Source organism: Rhizobium sp. AG855, from assembly GCF_003610655.1.
GTDB classification, from domain to species: domain Bacteria; phylum Pseudomonadota; class Alphaproteobacteria; order Rhizobiales; family Rhizobiaceae; genus Allorhizobium; species Allorhizobium wuzhouense.
This window is the reverse complement of the sequence record NZ_RAQG01000004.1, coordinates 458,502-477,918: the sequence shown is the minus strand read 5'-3', so window position 1 is coordinate 477,918 and position 19,417 is coordinate 458,502. Positions and strand designations below refer to the sequence as shown.

Genomic DNA, 19,417 nt, shown 5'->3' with positions numbered 1-19,417 from the left:
CCGAGAACAATGCACGCAAGCAACGCGACTGGAGGACAGCACATGCAAGGGTTTCGTATCCGCCGCTTCGGACTGATGCTCGCGACCGTGGTCCTTGCGACCGCCGGCCTTGGCGACCGCAGCCATGCCGCAACGGCGGCGCTGGAAGCGCTTCCCTATCCGGTTTCGCCCCCGGCGCTGGATTATGGCCGGATCTGCCGCAAGCCGGAGACCCCGGCCCCGCTCTCCTTCGAATGGTATGGCTGGACCGGCGGCCCGGTTCCCGTGTCGCAGCAGCAGGTCTTCGCCGATGCCATCCGCTTCATCGACGGCGGCAGCGAAGTCGCGCGCGACATGCCCTTGGCCCGGCGCATGCTGGAGATGCTGGTGTCCCAGGGCACCGGCGGCACCCTGGAAGCGCGGCGCCGGCTGGCCCTGCTCCTGCTCGACGACCGGGCGGGCCCGGAAGATCCGAAACGCGCGGCGAGCCTGCTCGTTGAAGCGACGGCATCCCAGGAGACAGACGCCGCCCTCTCGCTCGGGCGGTTGATTGCTCGCGGCGAACTTCCCGACCTGCCGCTGTCGGATGCACCGCGTTACCTCGGCATCGCCGCCGGTTTTGGCGAACCCATGGCAGCTCTTGAGCTGTCCACGCTCTACGCGTCGGGCGCCCTGCCCGCCCCGTTCGAGGGAGCCGCAGCCCATTTCGCCAATCTCGCGACGATCAACCTGCAGACCGCGCTTGCCTCGGGCAATTGCGCCGTGGCAGCCGAGGTCGGCCAGTTCCTGCTCGACAAAAAACTGCCGGACGGGCCGGCCCGCGCCATAGCCTGGTTCGAGGTCGCGGCCAAGGCGGGCCATCGCAACGCCCTGGAAAAACTGGCCCGCGCCTATTCCGCTGGACGCGGCGTTGAAGCCGATCCGGCCGCCGCACGCAGATACTGGGCCCAGGCGGTCGACGCCGGCTCGGTAACGGGGCTCGCGGCCCTCGCCGAACAGGATCTGACATCAGGCCTTGATACCGACGACGTCCGTCGCCGGCTTCAGCTCGGCATGGCCAATGGCGAGCCCAATGCCTTCCTGATTGCCGCGCGCCTGCATCGCGGTGATTTCAACGCAACGGCCGATTTCACCGCCCTGCAGGAAGTGCTGCAACAGGCAGCCACCCGGCCGGATGTTTCGATCTTCACGCTCGACATCCTCGGCAATGCCATGCTCTCCGGGCAGGGAACGAAACCCGACCCGCAAAAGGCAAAGGCCGTGTACGAGCGCGTCCTGGCTGCCGGCACACCCGATGCCGAAGCCATTTATGGCCGCTATCTCCTGAAGTCGGGTGGGGGTGTCGAACCTGCGATCGCCCATCTGCAAAAGGCCGAGACAGCCGGCTCGACGCTGGTCACCACGACCCTCGCGGACATCGCGGCCTGCCGGCCGGATACCGGCCTCGACCAACCGGCACTGCTGCGCAAGGCCGCCTCGGTTGGCAATCCGCTGGCCCTGCGCAAGCTGGCCAGGCTGGCGATGGATGCCGGGGACAAGGCGCAGGCGGCCACGCTGTTCGAACAGGCAGCCAGCCTTGGCGACCGCATCGCCATGGTCGAACGTGCCGCTGCCATCCTCGGCGACGGAAAGGATGCCGGCAAGAGCGGTGCCAAGGCGGCGGCAAACCTGATCGAGGCTGCCGGCGCGCCGGGCGACGGCATGGTCGCAGGGCGTCTGGCTCTGGCCCAGGCCCTGCGCAACGGCCGCCTTGGGGAAGATGCAGGGCGCAGCGCGGATCTGTTGCAATCCCTGTCGGCCAGCCTCGATCCGGCGGCTGATGTCGAACTTGCCCGTCTCCGTCTGAAATCCGGCAATGGTTCGCCGATCGACGGGGAGACGCGCGAGCGGCTGCAACGCGCCGCAAATGCCGGCAATACGGACGCCATGGTGATGCTCGCGCACCTGCCCGCGACCGACGAGGCAGCGGCAGCAGAAGCCGCCGAATGGCTCGTCCGTGCCGCCGAGCGCGGCAATGCGGAGGCTCTATCCGCCCTGCCGACCGATCCGGCAGTGCTGAACCGGGTCACGACCGGCCTTGAGACCGTCCTGCTCTGCGATATCGACACGCTGGCGCAGAAGGCACGGCTGCATCGCCTGCTTGGCGATGAGAAGACGGCGGCAGCCGTGCTGACCACCGCCGAGCACGTCGCAACCGCCCGTGCGCCTCGCCAGATCTTCGCGCTCGCCCAGGCGGTGCTCGGTCTCTCTCCGGCAGCCCCCGACGATGCCGAACGGGCCGCCCGCCTTTTGCTCAAGAGCGCCGAGGCCGGCTATGGCAAGGCGACGCTGGCGCTCGCCCGGCTCTATGACGGCGGCAAGCTTGGAAACCGCCACGCCGAGGCCATCGACTGGTATCGTCGCGCAGCCATGGCCGACGAACAGACGGCCGTGCCGGAACTCGCGCGTCTGTCGAATGGCGGCGCCGATGCCGAAGCCCTGAAGGCCCTGAAATCGGTAGCGGAGGCCGGCAATGTCACGGCCTTGCGCAGCCTCGGCATGCTGCTGGCCACCCAAAGCGGTGCAGACCGTGATGAAGGCATCCACCTGCTGGAAGAAGCCGCCGCCCGCAAGGATGTGGCCGCCATGAAGATCCTGGCGCGCTTCCATGCCTCCGGCATCGATGGCCAGGTTTCGGCGGCCAAGAGCACCAGCTGGACCCGCATGGCCGCCGAACAGGGCGATCCGGAAGCCATGTTCCAATACGCCATCGCCCTCGACCTCGGCTTTGGCGTCGAGTCCGATCCGAAATCCGCAAAAACCTGGCATCAGAAGGCACTTGAAAATGGTTTCGTTCAGTAAGTTTCAGGCTGCACCACCGATGCTCTCGCAGCGCCTGCGCGGTGCAGCCTCCACCCTCGTCCGCACTGCCTTCGCCTTTGGCCTCGGTTTGGCCATCGCCCTCACAATACCGGTGACACCCCCGGCTTTGGCGGCCGGCGCCGAAACCATGCTGCGGCAGAACCTTCCCGCCGCCTTGCGCGGTGATCGCGTTGCGGTTCGCGAAGTCGCTCGCGCCATCGTCCGCATCGGCCCGCGCTCATTCAAGGCTGCGGCCCAGATGCGTCCGCTGCTGCGCAGCGAGGCCCTGCAGGGATCAAGCGCTGCGGCCAATGCCTATGGAATCCTGCTGCAATACGGGATCGGCGGCCCCAAGAACCCGAAGGAAGCGGCAAGCTGGTATGCCAAGGGCGGCGCCAGCGGCAATCTCAGCGCCTCGAAGAATGCAGCTCTCGCCTATGCCCTGGGCTGGGGTGTCCAGCGCAACACCAAGCGCGCCAATCAACTGCTCGCCAAGGTGCCGTCCGATCAGCGCAGCCGCAAGATGCTGGAAATCAGCAAGGCCTTGATGCATCCCGGACGCGAAGAGCCGGAACTCGCCCTCTACTGGCTGGAACGTGCCGTTTCGCTCGACAAGAACGGCCAGCTGAATGCTGCTGGCGCCTATCGAAAACTGGCCGGCTCCATGGAGAACGGCGACGAGAAACTGCTCGAATGGCTGCAGCCGCTGGCCGAAAAGGGTAATGTCCGCGCCACGATCTTCCTCGCCCGCCACTACGAGGAAAGCGGCACCGAACCCGCGCGGGTAAAGGCCGCCGATCTCTATTTCCAGGCAGCAGCCGCCGCCGATCCGGATGCCTATGAGGGTCTCGGCCGCCTGCTGACCGTCACCCAGCCGCCGCTTTCGGATCGCATCATGACCTTCCTGGAGGACAAGGCGCAGGCCGGCGTCGCATCCGCCAATCTGGCGCTCGGCACCCATTACCTCTTCGGCGCGACGGCGACCGGCGAGATGCGCGAAAAGGGTATGGCCCATCTCGAAGCGGCCGCCAGGGCCGGAGACCCGGAAACCCAGTATCGGCTGGCGCTCATCCTGCTTGGCGATGCCAGCGACAGCAAGCAGCACGATCTCGCGCGCGCCTATCTGGTCCTGTCTGCCGCAGGCGGCAACAAACTCGCCGCCCAGGCCGCCAAGCAATTCGGCCCGCTGACCGTTGCCGATGCTCGCGAGATTGTCGAAACGGCAAGAAACTGACCTGTTTCAGAGCGGAAATGATGATCTTACACTGTATTTTCAGTCTGAGATTAAGTGCGGGGTAAGCCTTCATCTTTATACCGACATGAAATTCGTTCCGGAGTTTCGTGTTGGCAACGCAGATCGCCCGCCGTTTCTGTCTGTTTCTCGGCGCCGCGCTGCTCATGGCGGGGCCGTCGAGCGGCCAATCCGCAGAGGTGACCTCGGAAGCCGCCGCGCAGCCGGTCGAGATCGCGCTGCGCACACGGACGATACCGTCGGTTGATGCCTGCCGATCTTTGCCAGATCTACCCCGCCGATTGGCGACCGCATCCAAATACGACCAGTCGATCGCCTCGAAATCGGTGATTGATCCGGCGGCCCGGCAACGCCGGGAAGACCAGCTGGCGCCGGTCACCAACGCGATCCGCAACCTCGCGCAGGAGGCGCGCCGCAATGGCACCCCCCAATCCACCGCCTGCACCATCGCCACCCTGCGCCACTGGGCCGCGACAGGCGCGCTCACCGACATGGCGACCTCGGACGCCAATCTGAGCCGCGACCGTTTCACCTCCGATATCGCCGGCATCGTCATGACGCTGCAGGCCCGCGGCCAGGACCTGCGAGGCGAAGGCGAGATCCGCGCCTGGCTTGCCACACTCGCTCGCCAGACCATGGCCTATTATGATGGCGAGGCCGGGCCGACCGCACGCCGCAACAATCACCGTTATCTCGCCGGCATCGCCGTCGCCGAGATTGCCGAAATCCTCGGCGAAAAGCCCATGCGGGAATGGTCGAAGGACGCCTTCGCCATCGGCGCCTGCCAGGTCGACACCCTCGGTTACCTGCCCCTTGAACTCGCACGCGCCGATCGCGCCTATGAGTATCACCTGTATGCCTATGGCGCGCTCGCGCGCCTCGCCATCCGCCTTTCGGCCTCGGGATCGAGACCGCTCCCCTGCGAGGACCGGCTTGACCGCCTCTATCGCCTGATCTCGCGCGGAGAGGCCAGCGCCCGCGACTTCGCGCGGCGCACGGGGCTTGAGCAGCGCACGCCCTCCCCGCGCCATCTCGAAGTCATTGCGCTTGTTCCGCCACGCCTTGAGGACATGGGCACGACCGGCGACGTAAAAAACTTCTGATTTTCAACTCATTCAAATATTAGTTTTCTCCACTCAAATAAAACCTCCCATCGTTGATCTGCGTTTATATCCTTTCCTTTGCGCCCCTCTTAAACTCGGAGGAATTGAGGAAACGGCCCTGGGGGCGATGGGGAAAACATGGCAATTTTCAACGTCTTGGAGTATGGCGCAACCCCGAATGACGACACCGTCGACAGTGCAGCCATCCAGGCGGCCATCGATGCGGCCTATGCCGCCGGCGGCGGCACCGTCTACATCCCGGCCGGCACCTTCCTGATGACCGGCAACCCGGCAAACTCCTCGGATGGCTGCATCGAAGTCCGCTCGAACGTGACGCTGACCGGCGCCGGTATCGGCGAAACCGTGCTCAAGCTCGTCGATCACTTCGATGCCCGCATCAACGGCATGATCCGCACGCCGGTCGACCAGAACGCCAGCAATGTCGTGATCGAGAACCTGACGATCGACGGCAACCGCGCCAACAATATCGAACATCAGGCGGGCATCATCACCGGGGTGAAGGAAGGCAATGGCCTCATCCATCAGGACATCACCATCCGTGGCGTCGAGGTGATGAATTGCAATGCCTATGGCGTCAATCCGCACGAGATCACCTATGATCTCCTGGTCGAGAACTGCATCTCGCACGACAACGGCAAGGACGGCTTCGTCGCCGACTATGTCGAGGGCGGCATCTACCGCAACAACATTGCCTACAACAATGTTCGTCACGGCTTCAACATCACCACGAGCAGCAACGATCTCGTGCTGGAGAACAACACCGCCTATCAGAACGGCGGTGCCGGCCTCGTCACCCAGCGCAGCGACATCTTCCCGGAGGGGCAGGACACCATTCCCTGGCCCGCGAACATCATGGTCATCGGTGGCGAATATTACGCCAACGCCCGCGAAGGCATCCTGATCAAGCTCTCCGACCACGTCACGGTCACCGGTGCCGACATTCACGACAACAAGCGCCAGGGCATCCGCATCGAGGGCGCCACCAACACGGTGATCCACGACAACACCGTCTACAACAACTCGCAGGAAGCCAACGGCGTCTATGACGAGATCAACATCCGCCTGCGGGTCGATACGGCCGTCAGCCCGTCGCGCACCTATTATTCCGAAAACACCCAGATCTACGACAACATCATCTATGCCGACGGCGCCGTCCGGGCCCGCTATGGCATTCGCGAGGAAACGACCAATTCGACCGCCGACAACCCGTCCGGCACCGTCGTCTACGGCAACACGGTGACCGGCGAAGTCAGCGGCGACATCTTCATCCCGCCCCATTCCGCCACCGAAGGCGCCGACATCTTCTACGGCACCGCGAGCGGCGACAATTTTGCCGGTCTCGGCGGTGACGACATCTACATCGTCAACCATTCGCTCGACGTGGTGACCGAGCAGCTCAATGCCGGCCACGACACCGTCATCGCCTCGCTGAACCACACCCTGTCGGCCAATGTCGAGGATCTTTTCCTCACCGGCACGGCAATTCGCGGCACCGGCAATGCGCTGGCAAACGAGATCGTCGGCAACGCACTCGCCAACGAACTGGAGGGCCTCGGCGGCGCCGATATCCTGGATGGCGGCCTTGGCGCCGATCTGATGCAGGGCGGGGATGGCAACGACACCTATTTCGTCGACAATGTCGGCGACACCATCGTCGAGAAGGACAATCTCGGCGCGGGCGGCTACGACACCGTCTACAGCACGGTCAGCTACACGCTGGCCACCGAAGTGGAAAAACTCGTGCTGCTCGGCACCGGCAATCTCGACGGCACCGGCAATGCGTCCGCCAATGCGCTGATCGGCAATGACGGCAACAACGTGCTCGACGGCAAGGCCGGCGCCGACAGCATGACCGGCGGCAAGGGCAACGACACCTACGTCATCGACCACACCGGCGACACCGTGATCGAACTTGCCGATGAAGGCATCGACACCGTCGTCAGCTCGCTCACCTATGTACTCGGCGCCAATCTCGAAAACCTGACGCTGACCGGCACGCTCAACCGCGACGCAACCGGCAACGAGTTGTCCAACGTGATCAAGGGCAATGACGGGGTCAACAAGATCCACGGCATGGACGGCGACGACGTCATCGAAGGCGGGCTTGGCGCGGACCAGCTGTATGGCGATGCCGGCAATGATACCTTCATTCTGCGCAAGGGCGAATTCGCCGGCGATGTCATCGAGGACTTCACCGGCAAGGGGGCTGCGCTGGGGGATTCGATCGTCTTCACCGGCTTCTCCTCGGCCGCCGTACTGGTCGATCTCGGCAGCGGCAACTGGATGGTCCAGGACGGCAGTTATACCGAGACCTTCCGCATCAAGACGCCGGTCGGCGAAGTTGCGTTCTCCGCACAGGACTACGGTTTCGGCACCGACGTGGTCATTCCGCAGAACACGGCGCCCACGGCATCTGCCACCGGCAACAGCGCGAGCGGCGACGAGGACACGCTGATATCAGGATCCGTACCGGCTGGCAGCGATGCCGAAAACGACGCCCTCACCTATGTCCAGGTCGGCTCCGTATCGGGCCTGACGCTGAACGCCAATGGCAGCTTTTCCTACCAGCCGCCGGCCAATGCCACGGGCCCGGTCAATTTTTCCTACATGGTGGTCGATGCAAAGGGCGCGCAGAGCGCAGCCCAGACCTTCACCATCACGGTCAATCCGGTCAACGACGCCCCGACCGCCGCGTCTGCCGGCAACACGGCTTCCGGCAACGAAGACACGACGATCACGGGCTCGGTGCCCACAGGCAGTGATATCGACGGGGATGCGCTCACCTATGTCCAGGTCGGCACTGTGGCGGGTCTGACGCTGAACGCAAACGGCACCTTCTCCTACGTGCCCGACGCCAATGCCAATGGCCCTGTCACCTTCAACTATGCCGTCCGTGATCCCTCCGGCGCCCAGAGTGCCGCGCAGGCCTTCACCATCACGGTCAACGCCGTGAACGACGCCCCGACAGCCGCTTCCTCCGGCAACACGGCCTCGGGCAACGAGGACACGACGATCACGGGCTCGGTGCCCACGGGCAGTGATATCGACGGGGATGCACTCACCTATGTCCAGGTCGGCACTGTGGCGGGTCTGACCCTGAACGCAAACGGCACCTTCTCCTACGTGCCCGCCGCCAATGCCAACGGCCCTGTCACCTTCAACTATGCCGTCCGCGATCCCTCCGGCGCCCAGAGTGCCGCGCAGGCCTTCACCATCACCGTGGTCCCGGTCAATGACGCGCCGACAGCCGCCGTCGCCGGCAATGCAGCCAGCGGCCAGACCAACACCGTGATCACCGGAAACCTCCCGACCGGCGCGGATATTGATGGGGATGCCATCAGTTATGCCCTCGTCAGCGGGCTGAGCGGCCTGACGCTCAATCCCAATGGCAGCTTCTCCTACACACCGGCTTCGGGCGCCACCGGCGATTTCACCTTCCAATACAAGGTGGTCGATCCGCTTGGAGCGGCCAGTGCCGCCCAGAGCTTCACCATTTCCGTCACGCCGCCTTCGACCGGCCAGGTCATCACCGGCACCAACAGCAGCAATATCCTGCATGGCGGCGCTGGCGATGACACGATCGACGGACTGAAGAGCTCCGACACCATGTATGGCCATGCCGGCAACGACACCTATTATGTCGATGCCTCGGGCGACAAGGTGATCGAAGTTGTCGGCGAGGGTTACGACCGCGTCATCACCACCGCGTCCTATACGCTGCAGGCCGGTTCCGAAGTGGAATATGTCAAGGCCACCGGCACATCCTCGGTCTCGCTCAAGGGCAACGAGTTCAACAACGTGCTGATCGGCAATGCCGCCTCCAACACCTTGACCGGCAACAATGGCGACGACCGCCTCGACGGCGGGCTTGGCAAGGATTCGCTGACCGGCGGCAACGGCAAGGACAGCTTCGTCTTCTCCACGGCGCTTTCTGCCGCGAATGTCGATGCCATCAAGGACTTCAAGGTGGTGGACGACACGATCGTGCTCGACAAGGCGATCTTCTCCGCCCTGTCAACGGGCCAGCTGTCAGCGGCGGAATTCGTCACCGGCACCCAGGCACTCGATGCCAACGACCACATCATCTACAACAAGACCTCCGGCATATTGCTCTACGATGCCGACGGCGCCGGCGGCGCAGCCGCCATCCAGTTCGCCACCATCTCGAAGAACCTCGCGATGACCTATCTCGACTTCGTCGTTGAGGACACCACGCTGGTGTGAACCGAAAGAGCCGGGCGGTCTTTGTAAGTGAAGGGTGAGACCGGTGAAGGGGTGCGCTGCGAAGCAATCCCCCATTTCAAGCATGTCAGAATGTAAGAGCAGAATTGGAGTGTCGTAGAGGACGAAATTTTGGGCTACACATTTGTTTCGTGACGATAAAAGCCAGCACTGGATTTCAAAAATCAGGGCTGGATTATTTATCTTTATTGAACGCAACAAGCTAAGCCAGCAATAGTCGAAACAGGCAAAAATATGCAAAACTTCATATCGCCAGTTGAACTGAAAATTCGGCGAGCTGAAGAGAAGATAAATGAACTATCAAAATTAATATCAGAATGGGGTGATGCAAAACCTATAAAAGCACGCTTAGAAATGCGCGAAGGCAGATTAGGAACAAGATTAGTTATTGAGAATATATCGAACATAGAATATTTGGAGAAATTTGGACTGATAACAGGAGAATGCATACACAATTTGCGAACTGCATTGGACAATCTAGTATATGCTTTAGCCAGAATAGTTCTAGACCCACCCGCAAAGAGGAATTCAATTCAATTTCCTATTTGCGAAACTCATGAAGAGTTCTCCAAACAAGCCAAAAAATATCTGCAACAATTACCTTTAGATGCAGTTATATTAATTGAAAAATTACAGCCGTTTCAACGACTCAAACCAGACGTGGAAGGAAATCCAAATACAGATCCCCTTGTATTGCTTAGAGATTTAAGCAACAATGACAAACATCGCATACCCATATTTCCAACAATAATTCCATCTGAGTCCATAAATTTATCTAGTCGAGTTGAATTTTTTTCAGAAGAAGACGCTTCGTCCAATGTCCCGCCCGACATCACAGTTTATCTTGGCCCTCTAGCAATAGGAACTGTGGTCATAGAACACAAAACAAATAAGCCAGTCCATTCAGCAGCCGGGGAATTCAATTTTGAGGCTTCCGTTGTATTGCAACTGAAATACGGATTTGAGGGACTTGAAAAAACACTCCGGCATTTGCACTGGTATACAAATTTAGTCACTGATCAATTCAGATATTTTTTTAGATAGAATGCGCAATACATAATCGCATAGAAACAGCGAATACGTTCTCCAATAATTCACTGAAAATCAATCAGAAAAACAGCATATTATACTTCACTGGATTGCGGAGCTGCGTCGCAAAGTGGTGCCCCGTGCCGGAATCGAACCAGCACTCCTCTCGGAACCTGATTTTGAGTCAGGCGCGTCTACCAATTCCGCCAACGGGGCACATGAGCATCGGATGACAGCGCCGGACTATACGAAGGCTTGGGCTCCGGTCAACAGCCTTTTTGGTCGAGGTCCATCACGCAAATGTTCCGGGGCTCCGGACCGGGAAACAGCGGGAGCATTTACAGGCGCGGCGCGGTCCCATAAAACGCCCGAACATCTCGCCACGGAATATCTCATGCTGCGTCGCATCTACGACTGGACCATGTCACTGGCCGGCACCCGTCATGCCGAAAAAGCACTGGCCGGCGTCTCCTTTATCGAAAGTTCGTTCTTTCCGATCCCGCCCGATGTCCTGTTGATCCCGATGGTGCTCGCAAGGCGCGACCATTGGTTACGGCTTGCCGTGGTCTGCACGGTTTCGTCCGTGCTCGGCGCCTTTCTCGGCTATGCCATCGGCATGTTTCTCTTCGAAGCCATCGGCCGGCCGATCCTCGCCCTCTACGGCAAGGAAGACGCCTTCGACCAGGTGGCGCAGTGGTACAACAGCTGGGGCGGCTGGGGTGTCCTGTTTGCCGCCGTCACACCCTTTCCGTACAAGGTCCTGACAATCTTTTCGGGTGCCACCGGCCTCAACTTTCTCGTCTTCACCATCGTCAGCATCATCGGCCGCGCCGCGCGCTTTGTGCTCGTCGCCTTCCTGCTGAAGCTCTACGGCGAACCGATCCGGCTCTTCATCGAAAAATATCTCGGCCTTCTTTTCACCCTCTTCATGGTGCTGCTCCTGGGCGGCTTCTACCTGGTCAAGGTCATCCTCTGAAAGTCATCGCGATGAACACCCATCCCGCATTCCTGCGTTCCGATACAGCCCTTGCGATCCTGCTGACCTTTGGCATGGCTCTGGTCGTCGGCTCGGCCCTCGGCTTTGAGCATATCGGCGGCTATATTCCCTGTGCGCTCTGCCTGATGCAGCGCAATCCCTATTACATCGGCATCGGCGTCGGTCTGGCGGCCGTGCTCTCCTCGATCCTGCGCCTGCCGCCTGTTGTCACGAAACTGCTGTTTCTGGCCATCGCAGCCCTGATGCTGGTCGGCATGGGGCTCGGCATCTATCATTCGGGTGTCGAGTGGAAATTCTGGGAGGGACCCGCGAGCTGCACCATCGGCGCCACCGGCGGCGACACGCCGGTCAATGTGCTGGATGCGCTGAACGCCACCAAGGCGCCCTCCTGCACGGAAGCGACGCTCAGGGTCCTCGGCCTGTCTTTCGCGGGCTGGAACGTGCTGACGAGCGCGGCATTGGCCGCCCTCGCGATCTGGGGCGTTGTCCGCAAGCGGGCTGCATAAGCAGCAAACGAAGGCCGGCAGGACAAGCCGCCGGTCGTTCACGGGACAAGCCTAAGCACGGCCCCGCCTGCCCCTTGCTTACGGCTGCAGTTCGGTATCCCAGTACAGATAGTCGACCCAGCTTTCATGCAGGTAGTTCGGCGGGAACAGCCGGCCATTGTTGTGCAGGTCCTGCACCGTCGGCCGGTAAGGCTTCTGATGCGGGAACATCTGCGCCTGTTTCGGCAGCTTGGACCCTTTTCGCAGATTGCAGGGCGAGCAGGCCGCCACGACATTTTCCCAGGTCGTCTCGCCGCCATGGGCGCGCGGGATGACGTGGTCGAAGGTCAGGTCGTCGGGCGAGCCGCAATACTGGCATTCGAACTTGTCGCGCAGGAAGACGTTGAAGCGGGTGAAGGCCGGGTTCCGGGTCGGCTGAACATAGGTCTTGAGGCTGACCACGCTCGGCAGCCGCATCGAGAAACTCGGCGAGCAGACGGAATGTTCATACTCGGCGATGATGTTCACACGGTCGAGGAAGACCGCCTTGATCGCGTCCTGCCAGGACCAGAGCGACAAGGGATAATAACTCAGTGGCCTGTAGTCGGCATTCAGGACGAGCGCCGGCAGGGCCTGGGGAGAAACTGCAATCGTCAAGGCGTACTCCTGATCGATTCGGCATCTGCCCTTCTATATTAGGTCCGTTGTTACAGCATTGTGAAGCCTGAATTTTCAGGACGCGCCGCGTCGCTTTATCGCGGCCGTTTATGCGGCCGAACCCCCTTGTTTTCCGGGCTTTGCACATGCCGAAAGTCATGTCCGGCGACATATCATCGCGGCAGGGCAACCCTGCCCGTCAGCCCCGCATAATGCGCCCAGAACAGCCGCGCCGCGACCGAGCGCACCGGGGACCAGCCCTCTGCAACGGCGGCAACGGCTTCAGGCTGCGGCCGCGCACCGCCAAAGAACACGGCCCCGACGGCAATCCTGAGGGCCACGTCGCCCACCGGAAAAATGTCCGGATGGCCGCCGCAGAACATCAGGTAGACCTCTGCGGTCCAGGGACCGACCCCCTTCAACGCCGTGAGCGCCGCCATCGCCTGGTCCGCCGGGAGAAAAGCCAGTTCATCGAGACGGAAGGGGCCCCCGAGATCCGCTTTCGCCGCCGCTTCGAGCGCCACCAGCTTGCCGCGCGACAGGCCGAAGGTCGCGACCACCTCGGGCGGCAGGCCGAGGAAGTCCTCGGCCGTCGGTCGCAGGCCCAGCACCGCCGTCATCCGCCGCCAGATCGCATCGGCGCTCGCTCGCGATACCATCTGCGACACGATGATCGAGGCGAGCCCGGCAAAGCCCGGCGGCGAGAGTCGGAGCGGCAGCGGGCCACAGCCGTCGGCGATCGCGGACAGTCGCGGGTCGCGCTCCAGAAGCTGGGCGAGCCCCTCGGCCAGATCCGCCTCGTTGCGGATGATCATCGGCGCCCCTCCCCTTTTCCTCGTCTGCGTCTCATGCGAAGGAAAATCATGACCGCACCGCCCCGTCAAACCCCCGTCTTCCGCTTTGCACCGAGCCCGAACGGCCGGCTGCATCTCGGCCATGCCCTCTCGGCCCTGGTGAATGCCGAGATGGCAGCGGAGGCGAAGGGCCGGCTGCTGCTGCGCATCGAGGATATCGATCTCACCCGCTGCAATCAGGCGCTGGAGCAGGCGATCTACGACGATCTCGATTGGCTGGGCCTGGCCTACGAACGCCCCGTGCGCCGCCAGTCGGAGCATTTCGACCAATATCGTACCGCTCTCGACACGTTGATCGCCAGGGGTCTCGTCTATCCCTCATTCCTCACGCGCGGCGAGGTGAAGGCGAGGGTCGCAGCAGCCGAGGAAAACGGCGGCAGATGGCCCCGCGATCCCGATGGTGCGCCGCTCTATCCAACCGAAGAGCGTGGCCTGTCATCCGAAGAGCGGGCGGAAAAACTGGCGACCACCGAGCGCCACGCGCTTCGGCTCGACATGGCAAAGGCGCTGGCTGCGGCCGGGCATCCGCTCACCTGGACGGAAACCGGCGACGGGGACCGGGGCGAAATATCAGCCGATCCCGCCGCCTGGGGCGATGTGGTGCTGTGGCGCTCGGACGCGCCTGCGAGCTACCACCTGGCTGTCACCGTGGATGACGCGGCGCAGGGCGTAACCCACGTGGTGCGCGGTCTCGACCTCTTCCACGCGACCTCGGTGCATCGCCTGCTGCAGCACCTTCTCGGCCTGCCGCAGCCTGTCTACCATCACCACCGACTGATCCTTGGAGCCGACGGCCGCAAGCTGTCGAAGAGCGCCGGCGACACGGCGCTGGCAGCCCTTCGCGCCGAGGGCAAGACGCCTTCAGATATCCGCGCCCTGGTCGGGATTTGAGATCCCGATATTCGGCTGGCCCTTCACCGGCACCACCTGGAACTTCATCAGCGCCGCATTGAACTCGGCTCCGATGATGAAGATGGCGCTGACCATGTAGAGGAAGACCAGCACAACCATGATCGAGGCGAGACCGGCATAGGTGGCGGCATAATTGGCAAATGTGCCGAGGTAGTAACCGAATACCAGCGCGCCGACGAGCCACAGAACCAGGGTCAGCAGCACGCCGGGCAAAACGTCGATGACCCGCCGGCGACCATCCGGCAGGCCGAGATGAAACACCATCAGGCCGACCACCAGGAAAGCAACGGTGCCATAGATGCGCCAGTTTGCCACCGTCAGCAGGAAATTCTTGAGAAGCGGGAAATAGCGCTCGGCAAAGGCAAGCGCCACGGGAACCGCGACGAGAAGCAGGCTGATCAATGCCAGCACGATGACCGCCCCCAGCACGAAGCCGAAGCTGACCAGCCGGGTGACGTACCAGGGCCGCGTCTCGACGACGCGATAGGCCCGGTTGAGCGAGATCCTGAGCGCCTCGACGCCGTTCGAGGCGAAATAGGCAGCCGCGAGAACCGATACCGTCAACAGCCCGCCACGCGGGATGGTCAAGACCTGCACGACCTGGTCGGATAGCGGCTTGGCAATGGTCTCCGGCCAGGTGTCGAAGATCAGGTGCACGGCGGTCTCGGCAAACTGGTCGGCGCCGAGAAAACTCGCCAGCGCCGTGCCGAAGATCAGGAAGGGAAAGAGCGCCAGGATCGCCGAGAGCGCCACATGGCTTGCCATGGCCCAGCCGTCATCCAGCGTGAAATGCCAGAGGGCGTCGAATGTGACCTTGTAGAGCCTGCGAAAGAATGACGGCATCCAGTCTCCTCTGACGAACAAGTGCGATTGCGACAAGTCCGATTGTAAGCTGCGGGCGAATATGGGAAACCCATCCCCGTTTGTATAGGGAAAGACGAGGTCGAAGGTGAAAAGCATCATCGTCACGGGCTGCTCCTCCGGCATTGGCGCCTATTGTGCCCAAGCCTTGAAGCACGACGGCTGGCGGGTCTTTGCGACGGTGCGCAAGGCGGAGCATGTCGCGCCCTTGGCCGATCAGGGCATCGAAACCCTGATCATGGATTACACCGATCCTGCCAGCATCGAGGCCCTGGTCGCAACCGTCTTCGAGCGCACCGGCGGAAGGCTCGATGCGCTGTTCAACAACGGCGCCTATGGCCAGCCGGGTGCTGTCGAAGACCTGCCGACCGAGGCGCTCCGCGCCCAGTTCGAGACGAATCTGTTCGGCTGGCATGATCTGACGCGTCGGGTGATCCCGGCCATGCGGGCACAAGGAGAAGGCCGCATCGTGCAATGTTCCTCGATCCTCGGGATCGTGCCCTATCGCTGGCGCGGCGCCTATACGGCATCGAAATTCGCGCTGGAAGGGCTGTCGCTGACGCTCCGGATGGAGCTCGAAGGGTCGGGCGTCCAGGTGAGCCTGATCGAACCCGGCCCGATCGAAAGCCGCTTCACCGCCAATGCGCTCGCCCATATCCGTGAGGCGATCGACCTGGAAAACTCCGTCCATGCCGTGGACTACCGTCGGCAACTGGCGCGACTTGATGGCACAGGGCCGATCAACCGCCACAAACTGGGGCCAGAGGCCGTCTACAAAGTCCTCATCCACGCCTTGACCGCCAAGCGTGCCCGCCCACATTATCTCGTGACCAAGCCGGCGAAACAGGGCGCGCTCATCAAGCGCTGGCTGCCGGCAGATCTCTTCTATCGACTGATGCGCTCGCTGGACTGACCGGCGACGAACAAAGGCTCATCCGAACTCATGTCCACATTCACCTATGTCCTCGCCATCATCGTCATGGGGCTTGTCGCCCTCGTCCTCGTCAGAGGCCTCTTCAACATGATGAAGGGCGGCGACGGCAACACCTCCAACAAGCTGATGCAAGCCCGCATCGTGCTGCAGGCGATCGCGATTGCGCTGATCATGCTGACGCTCTGGCTGACCGGCGGAGGACGCTGACCCCATGGTCAAGCTCAACAAGATCTACACCCGTACCGGCGACGACGGCACCACGGCACTGGTCACCGGCCCGCGCCGACTGAAGCACGACCTGCGCGTCGACGCCTATGGCACGATCGACGAGACCAATTCGGCAATCGGCATCGCCCGGTTGCACACGGCTGACATGCCGGAGCTGGACGCCATGCTGTTGCGCATCCAGAACGACCTCTTCGACCTCGGCGCCGATCTGGCCGCCCCCGAAACCGGGGAAGTGCTGACCTATGAACCGCTGCGCGTGATCGAGGCGCAGGTCGACCGGATCGAGAAGGAAATCGACCAGCTCAACGCCGATCTCGATCCCTTGAAATCCTTCATCCTGCCCGGCGGCACGCCGGCCGCCGCCTATCTGCACCTCGCCCGCACCACGGCGCGGCGTGCCGAACGCATCATGGTCGAACTCTCCCGCTTCGACGGCGAGGAGGTGGGCGAGCCGGCGCTGAAATATGTGAACCGTCTCTCGGATTTTCTGTTTGTCGCGGCGCGGCATGCCAATGATGGCGGGAAGGCGGATATCTTGTGGGTGCCGGGGAAGAATAGGTAGGCGGCGAGGTATCTCCGCGCTTGCGGGGAGATGGGCTCCGCGCTTGTGTCTCGGCTCCCTCATGCTGAGGTGCCCGCGTCAAGCGCGGGCCTCGAAGCATCCTGCACTGGTGGCCTCGTGCTTCTGATGTCGCTTCGCTCCCACCTCAGCATGAGGGGTGGCGCTGGTAGCCTCGCCCTTCGAGGCCGGGCGTTGCCCGGCACCTCAGGGTGAGGGGATATCTCAATGTCAAAAAACCCAAGCTTCGCCGCCGGTCGGGATCTCTCCCTCCGGGTGTGGGCATGCTTGTCTCGGACGAGGCGCCAGAAGCAACCTGTCTAAGTAGTATATGTGGCTCCTTCCGGCGCCCCGTTCGGCGTCTATTCCCGCTGCATGCGTCTCTCTGGCAAGGCGGCGACGGTCCTCGTCATCCTCGGGCTTGACCCGAGGACCGAGGATGACCGGGCGCGGGTCCGGCTGCGGCATCACACGAGATGACGCTTCAGCCTGGCCGGTGGCCCGGGAGGTTCCCGCCGGATGGTGCACCATTCCGACCGGGACCCTCGCCCGGGGGATGATCGTCTGGCCATTTGCGGCTCAGGCCGTCATCCCCGCCGTTTTCTCCGCCCCGCTGTCTGGGTGTTCGCGACAGCGCGGGCGCCTTGTCTGTGTGCCTCTGAGGCACGTCCTTCCGATCAGGGTATCCAGGCTTTGGGGCATCCGACCCCATCACCCTCGTCAAGCCCTTCGTCCGGAGGGAGACCGTTGCAGCGGGCCGGGGGTCTGTGCCTGCGACAGCACTCGCCCCCGGCGCCGGCCCCGCCTCGCCTGACATCGCATCGTCAGGTGTATCCGAGGGCGGGACGGGGTTGAGTCTAAAACAGGAAAAAGGGTGGGGGATGAAAAAATGTGCCGGGGTTTGATTTTGTTGGGAAATGTTTGGAATTCATCCCCCTTTTTTTTCCGGGGAATGGCGCTGTCTGGCGTGACCGTCTGGCCTCGGAAGGCTTGTGTCTGGATCCTCGGGTCAAGCCCGAGGATGACGGAGTGTGGGGGAGCGACTGGTATCCTCCGCTACTGTCTTCACCGGATACGTCTGCGGATAACGTCTGCGGAGGATACCCCTATCTCCCCGAGAGGTCGTCATCCTCGGGCTTGACCCGAGGATCCAGACACAAGCCAATCTCGGGCTCCATGCCCCCCTTGGTGGGGGAGACTTCGGAGCGGTGGCCGAAGGCCAGAAATCGATCCAGTGAATCGATTTCAGCGAACGGAGGCCTGAGCGCGACGCCGCGCGAAGGCTCTGAGAGGAATTAGGCGAGAGCAAGCCACGGCTAAACATCGGAAATCGCAAGTGAGGGGGTCGGTTATGTCGCGGCAACGAAACCGATCCCCTCACCAACAAAATCTGAAGTTTAGCCCTGAGCGGGCTAAGCCCTCGATTTTGTAACCTCTCCCACAAAGGGGAGAGGCGAAAACCGCCGGTCGCCTGCTGCCCCATGTCCCCGCATCCAATCCTGCGCTAACTTCTCCCGACCCAAACCCCGACGAGGCGTGATGTTCATTCCCCTGCATGACCGAAACGCGCTGAAGCATATCCGGCGGCAGTATGTGACGCTGGGGCTGATTGCGGCCAATGTGATCTCTTATGCGCTGGCGAGTGTCGTGCCGGATGCGGCCTATGAACTGGGGGTCTATGGCCTCGGCTTCATTCCGGCGATCCTGCTGGGCGGCGCGACGCTCGATCCCTCGCTCACACTGGTGCCGGAGGGGGCGACATATATCACCTATGCCTTCCTGCATGGCAGCTGGCTGCATCTCGGCTCGAACATGCTGTTCCTCTGGGTTTTCGGCGACAATGTCGAGGACGCCATGGGGCATTTCAAGTTTCTGTTTTTCTATCTCGCCTGTGCGGCAGCCGGCGCCCTCGTCCATGGCCTGGTGGCGCCGACGAGCCAGGCGCCGCTGATCGGGGCCTCCGGGGCGGTCTCCGGCGTGGTGGCCGCCTATGTCATGCTGCATCCCAAGGTCAGGGTCTGGGTTCTGGTGCTGATGCGCTTTCCCCTGCCGCTGCCGGCCTTCATTCCGCTCCTGTTCTGGATCGGCCAGCAATTCGTCATGCTTGTCATCGACGCAGACAGCAATGTCTCCTGGGGCGCCCATGTCGGCGGGATCCTGGCGGGTGCCTTGCTGGTGATCGTTTTACGACGTCCAGGCGTGCCGCTGTTCGACCGCAGCATCGTCACCCCGAGGGCGGTCGAGCATAGGGCGCGGCCGGTCGATGGTTTCATGGCCGGCCCCTGGGGTCAGCGCCCCCAGCCGGCGCAGCCCGGCGCGGGCGGAACCCGCCCAGCCAACACGGCCGAAGCCGATGCGGAGGCGGGCGGGACGCCCTCTCCCGGAGTGGTTGGGCGCAGGGTTCCGCATTGGGGCCGATGACCTTCCGTCGCGGATGCGCTTGTTGACGTGAACGTCAACGTC

At 62.4% G+C, this 19,417-nt stretch carries 15 protein-coding genes and 1 tRNA gene; 12 read left to right on the top strand and 4 right to left on the bottom strand.

Annotation, left to right across the window (positions count from 1 at the left end; genetic code table 11):
- Positions 1-42 precede the first annotated feature (42 nt).
- The 5 genes from DFO46_RS19085 (at position 43) to DFO46_RS23780 (ending at position 10,482) form a co-directional block, all read left to right on the top strand.
- Positions 43-2,820, top strand: a complete 2,778-nt coding sequence (locus tag DFO46_RS19085) for an SEL1-like repeat protein (protein WP_183041957.1) — start codon at positions 43-45, stop codon at positions 2,818-2,820.
- On the top strand, positions 2,804-4,054 hold the full coding sequence (locus DFO46_RS19080; protein ID WP_120278570.1) for an SEL1-like repeat protein: 1,251 nt from the start codon (positions 2,804-2,806) through the stop codon (positions 4,052-4,054). The genes DFO46_RS19085 and DFO46_RS19080 overlap by 17 nt, the downstream gene beginning before the upstream one ends.
- 110 nt (positions 4,055-4,164) lie before the next feature.
- Positions 4,165-5,175 carry an alginate lyase family protein gene (locus DFO46_RS19075; protein ID WP_120278569.1) on the top strand — a complete coding sequence of 337 codons (1,011 nt, stop codon included), beginning with the start codon at positions 4,165-4,167 and terminating at the stop codon, positions 5,173-5,175.
- A gap of 138 nt (positions 5,176-5,313) precedes the next feature.
- A complete protein-coding gene (locus DFO46_RS19070; RefSeq protein WP_120278568.1) occupies positions 5,314-9,420 on the top strand; it encodes a tandem-95 repeat protein in 4,107 nt (1,368 codons plus the stop codon).
- Positions 9,421-9,672: 252 nt separating this feature from the next.
- A complete protein-coding gene (locus DFO46_RS23780; protein ID WP_147412780.1) occupies positions 9,673-10,482 on the top strand; it encodes a hypothetical protein in 810 nt (269 codons plus the stop codon).
- A gap of 116 nt (positions 10,483-10,598) precedes the next feature.
- On the opposite strand, the gene DFO46_RS19065 is transcribed toward DFO46_RS23780, so the two are convergent.
- Positions 10,599-10,683: transfer RNA gene (locus tag DFO46_RS19065), tRNA-Leu, on the bottom strand.
- Between the two features lie 178 nt (positions 10,684-10,861).
- Between DFO46_RS19065 and DFO46_RS19060 the strand changes: the two genes are divergently transcribed.
- Together DFO46_RS19060 and DFO46_RS19055 are read left to right on the top strand one after the other, a co-directional pair.
- The gene (locus DFO46_RS19060; RefSeq protein WP_110791076.1) at positions 10,862-11,443 is read left to right on the top strand and encodes a YqaA family protein; all 582 of its coding nucleotides are present in this window, start codon (positions 10,862-10,864) and stop codon (positions 11,441-11,443) included.
- 11 nt (positions 11,444-11,454) lie between these two features.
- Complete coding sequence (locus DFO46_RS19055; protein ID WP_110791077.1) at positions 11,455-11,970, top strand: disulfide bond formation protein B; 516 nt, start codon at positions 11,455-11,457, stop codon at positions 11,968-11,970.
- Between the two features lie 78 nt (positions 11,971-12,048).
- On the opposite strand, the gene DFO46_RS19050 is transcribed toward DFO46_RS19055, so the two are convergent.
- On the bottom strand, positions 12,049-12,606 hold the full coding sequence (locus tag DFO46_RS19050; RefSeq protein ID WP_062282563.1) for an HNH endonuclease: 558 nt from the start codon (positions 12,604-12,606) through the stop codon (positions 12,049-12,051).
- Between the two features lie 173 nt (positions 12,607-12,779).
- Positions 12,780-13,421 carry a DNA-3-methyladenine glycosylase gene (locus tag DFO46_RS19045; RefSeq protein ID WP_120278567.1) on the bottom strand — a complete coding sequence of 214 codons (642 nt, stop codon included), beginning with the start codon at positions 13,419-13,421 and terminating at the stop codon, positions 12,780-12,782.
- A gap of 33 nt (positions 13,422-13,454) precedes the next feature.
- On the opposite strand from DFO46_RS19045, the gene gluQRS reads away from it, so the two are divergent.
- A complete protein-coding gene (gene gluQRS / locus DFO46_RS19040; protein WP_120278566.1) occupies positions 13,455-14,351 on the top strand; it encodes a tRNA glutamyl-Q(34) synthetase GluQRS in 897 nt (298 codons plus the stop codon).
- Here gluQRS and DFO46_RS19035 read toward each other — a convergent pair.
- Positions 14,322-15,215, bottom strand: coding sequence for a YihY/virulence factor BrkB family protein (locus DFO46_RS19035; RefSeq protein ID WP_110791080.1), 894 nt, complete (start codon positions 15,213-15,215; stop codon positions 14,322-14,324). The genes gluQRS and DFO46_RS19035 overlap by 30 nt on opposite strands.
- 106 nt (positions 15,216-15,321) lie before the next feature.
- Here DFO46_RS19035 and DFO46_RS19030 point away from each other — a divergent pair, with 106 nt between their 5' ends.
- The 4 genes from DFO46_RS19030 (at position 15,322) to DFO46_RS19015 (ending at position 19,375) form a co-directional block, all read left to right on the top strand.
- On the top strand, positions 15,322-16,146 hold the full coding sequence (locus DFO46_RS19030) for an SDR family oxidoreductase (protein ID WP_120278565.1): 825 nt from the start codon (positions 15,322-15,324) through the stop codon (positions 16,144-16,146).
- 30 nt (positions 16,147-16,176) lie between these two features.
- Positions 16,177-16,374, top strand: a complete 198-nt coding sequence (locus DFO46_RS19025) for a twin transmembrane helix small protein (RefSeq protein WP_110791082.1) — start codon at positions 16,177-16,179, stop codon at positions 16,372-16,374.
- 4 nt (positions 16,375-16,378) lie between these two features.
- Positions 16,379-16,957 carry a cob(I)yrinic acid a,c-diamide adenosyltransferase gene (locus tag DFO46_RS19020; protein ID WP_110791083.1) on the top strand — a complete coding sequence of 193 codons (579 nt, stop codon included), beginning with the start codon at positions 16,379-16,381 and terminating at the stop codon, positions 16,955-16,957.
- Positions 16,958-18,493: 1,536 nt separating this feature from the next.
- The gene (locus DFO46_RS19015) at positions 18,494-19,375 is read left to right on the top strand and encodes a rhomboid family intramembrane serine protease (RefSeq protein ID WP_120278564.1); all 882 of its coding nucleotides are present in this window, start codon (positions 18,494-18,496) and stop codon (positions 19,373-19,375) included.
- The last annotated feature ends 42 nt before the right edge of the window (positions 19,376-19,417 follow it).

What these genes read in the sequence shown, in the direction of transcription:
- DFO46_RS23780 (WP_147412780.1), top strand. Translation starts at nt 9,673, where the DNA reads ATGCAAAACTTCATATCGCCAGTTGAACTGAAAATTCGGCGAGCTGAA.
- DFO46_RS19060 (WP_110791076.1), top strand. Translation starts at nt 10,862, where the DNA reads ATGCTGCGTCGCATCTACGACTGGACCATGTCACTGGCCGGCACCCGT.
- DFO46_RS19055 (WP_110791077.1), top strand. Translation starts at nt 11,455, where the DNA reads ATGAACACCCATCCCGCATTCCTGCGTTCCGATACAGCCCTTGCGATC.
- DFO46_RS19015 (WP_120278564.1), top strand. Translation starts at nt 18,494, where the DNA reads ATGTTCATTCCCCTGCATGACCGAAACGCGCTGAAGCATATCCGGCGG.
- DFO46_RS19070 (WP_120278568.1), top strand. Translation starts at nt 5,314, where the DNA reads ATGGCAATTTTCAACGTCTTGGAGTATGGCGCAACCCCGAATGACGAC.
- DFO46_RS19085 (WP_183041957.1), top strand. Translation starts at nt 43, where the DNA reads ATGCAAGGGTTTCGTATCCGCCGCTTCGGACTGATGCTCGCGACCGTG.
- DFO46_RS19020 (WP_110791083.1), top strand. Translation starts at nt 16,379, where the DNA reads ATGGTCAAGCTCAACAAGATCTACACCCGTACCGGCGACGACGGCACC.
- DFO46_RS19025 (WP_110791082.1), top strand. Translation starts at nt 16,177, where the DNA reads ATGTCCACATTCACCTATGTCCTCGCCATCATCGTCATGGGGCTTGTC.
- DFO46_RS19080 (WP_120278570.1), top strand. Translation starts at nt 2,804, where the DNA reads ATGGTTTCGTTCAGTAAGTTTCAGGCTGCACCACCGATGCTCTCGCAG.
- gluQRS (WP_120278566.1), top strand. Translation starts at nt 13,455, where the DNA reads ATGCGAAGGAAAATCATGACCGCACCGCCCCGTCAAACCCCCGTCTTC.
- DFO46_RS19035 (WP_110791080.1), bottom strand. Translation starts at nt 15,215, where the DNA reads ATGCCGTCATTCTTTCGCAGGCTCTACAAGGTCACATTCGACGCCCTC.
- DFO46_RS19045 (WP_120278567.1), bottom strand. Translation starts at nt 13,421, where the DNA reads ATGATCATCCGCAACGAGGCGGATCTGGCCGAGGGGCTCGCCCAGCTT.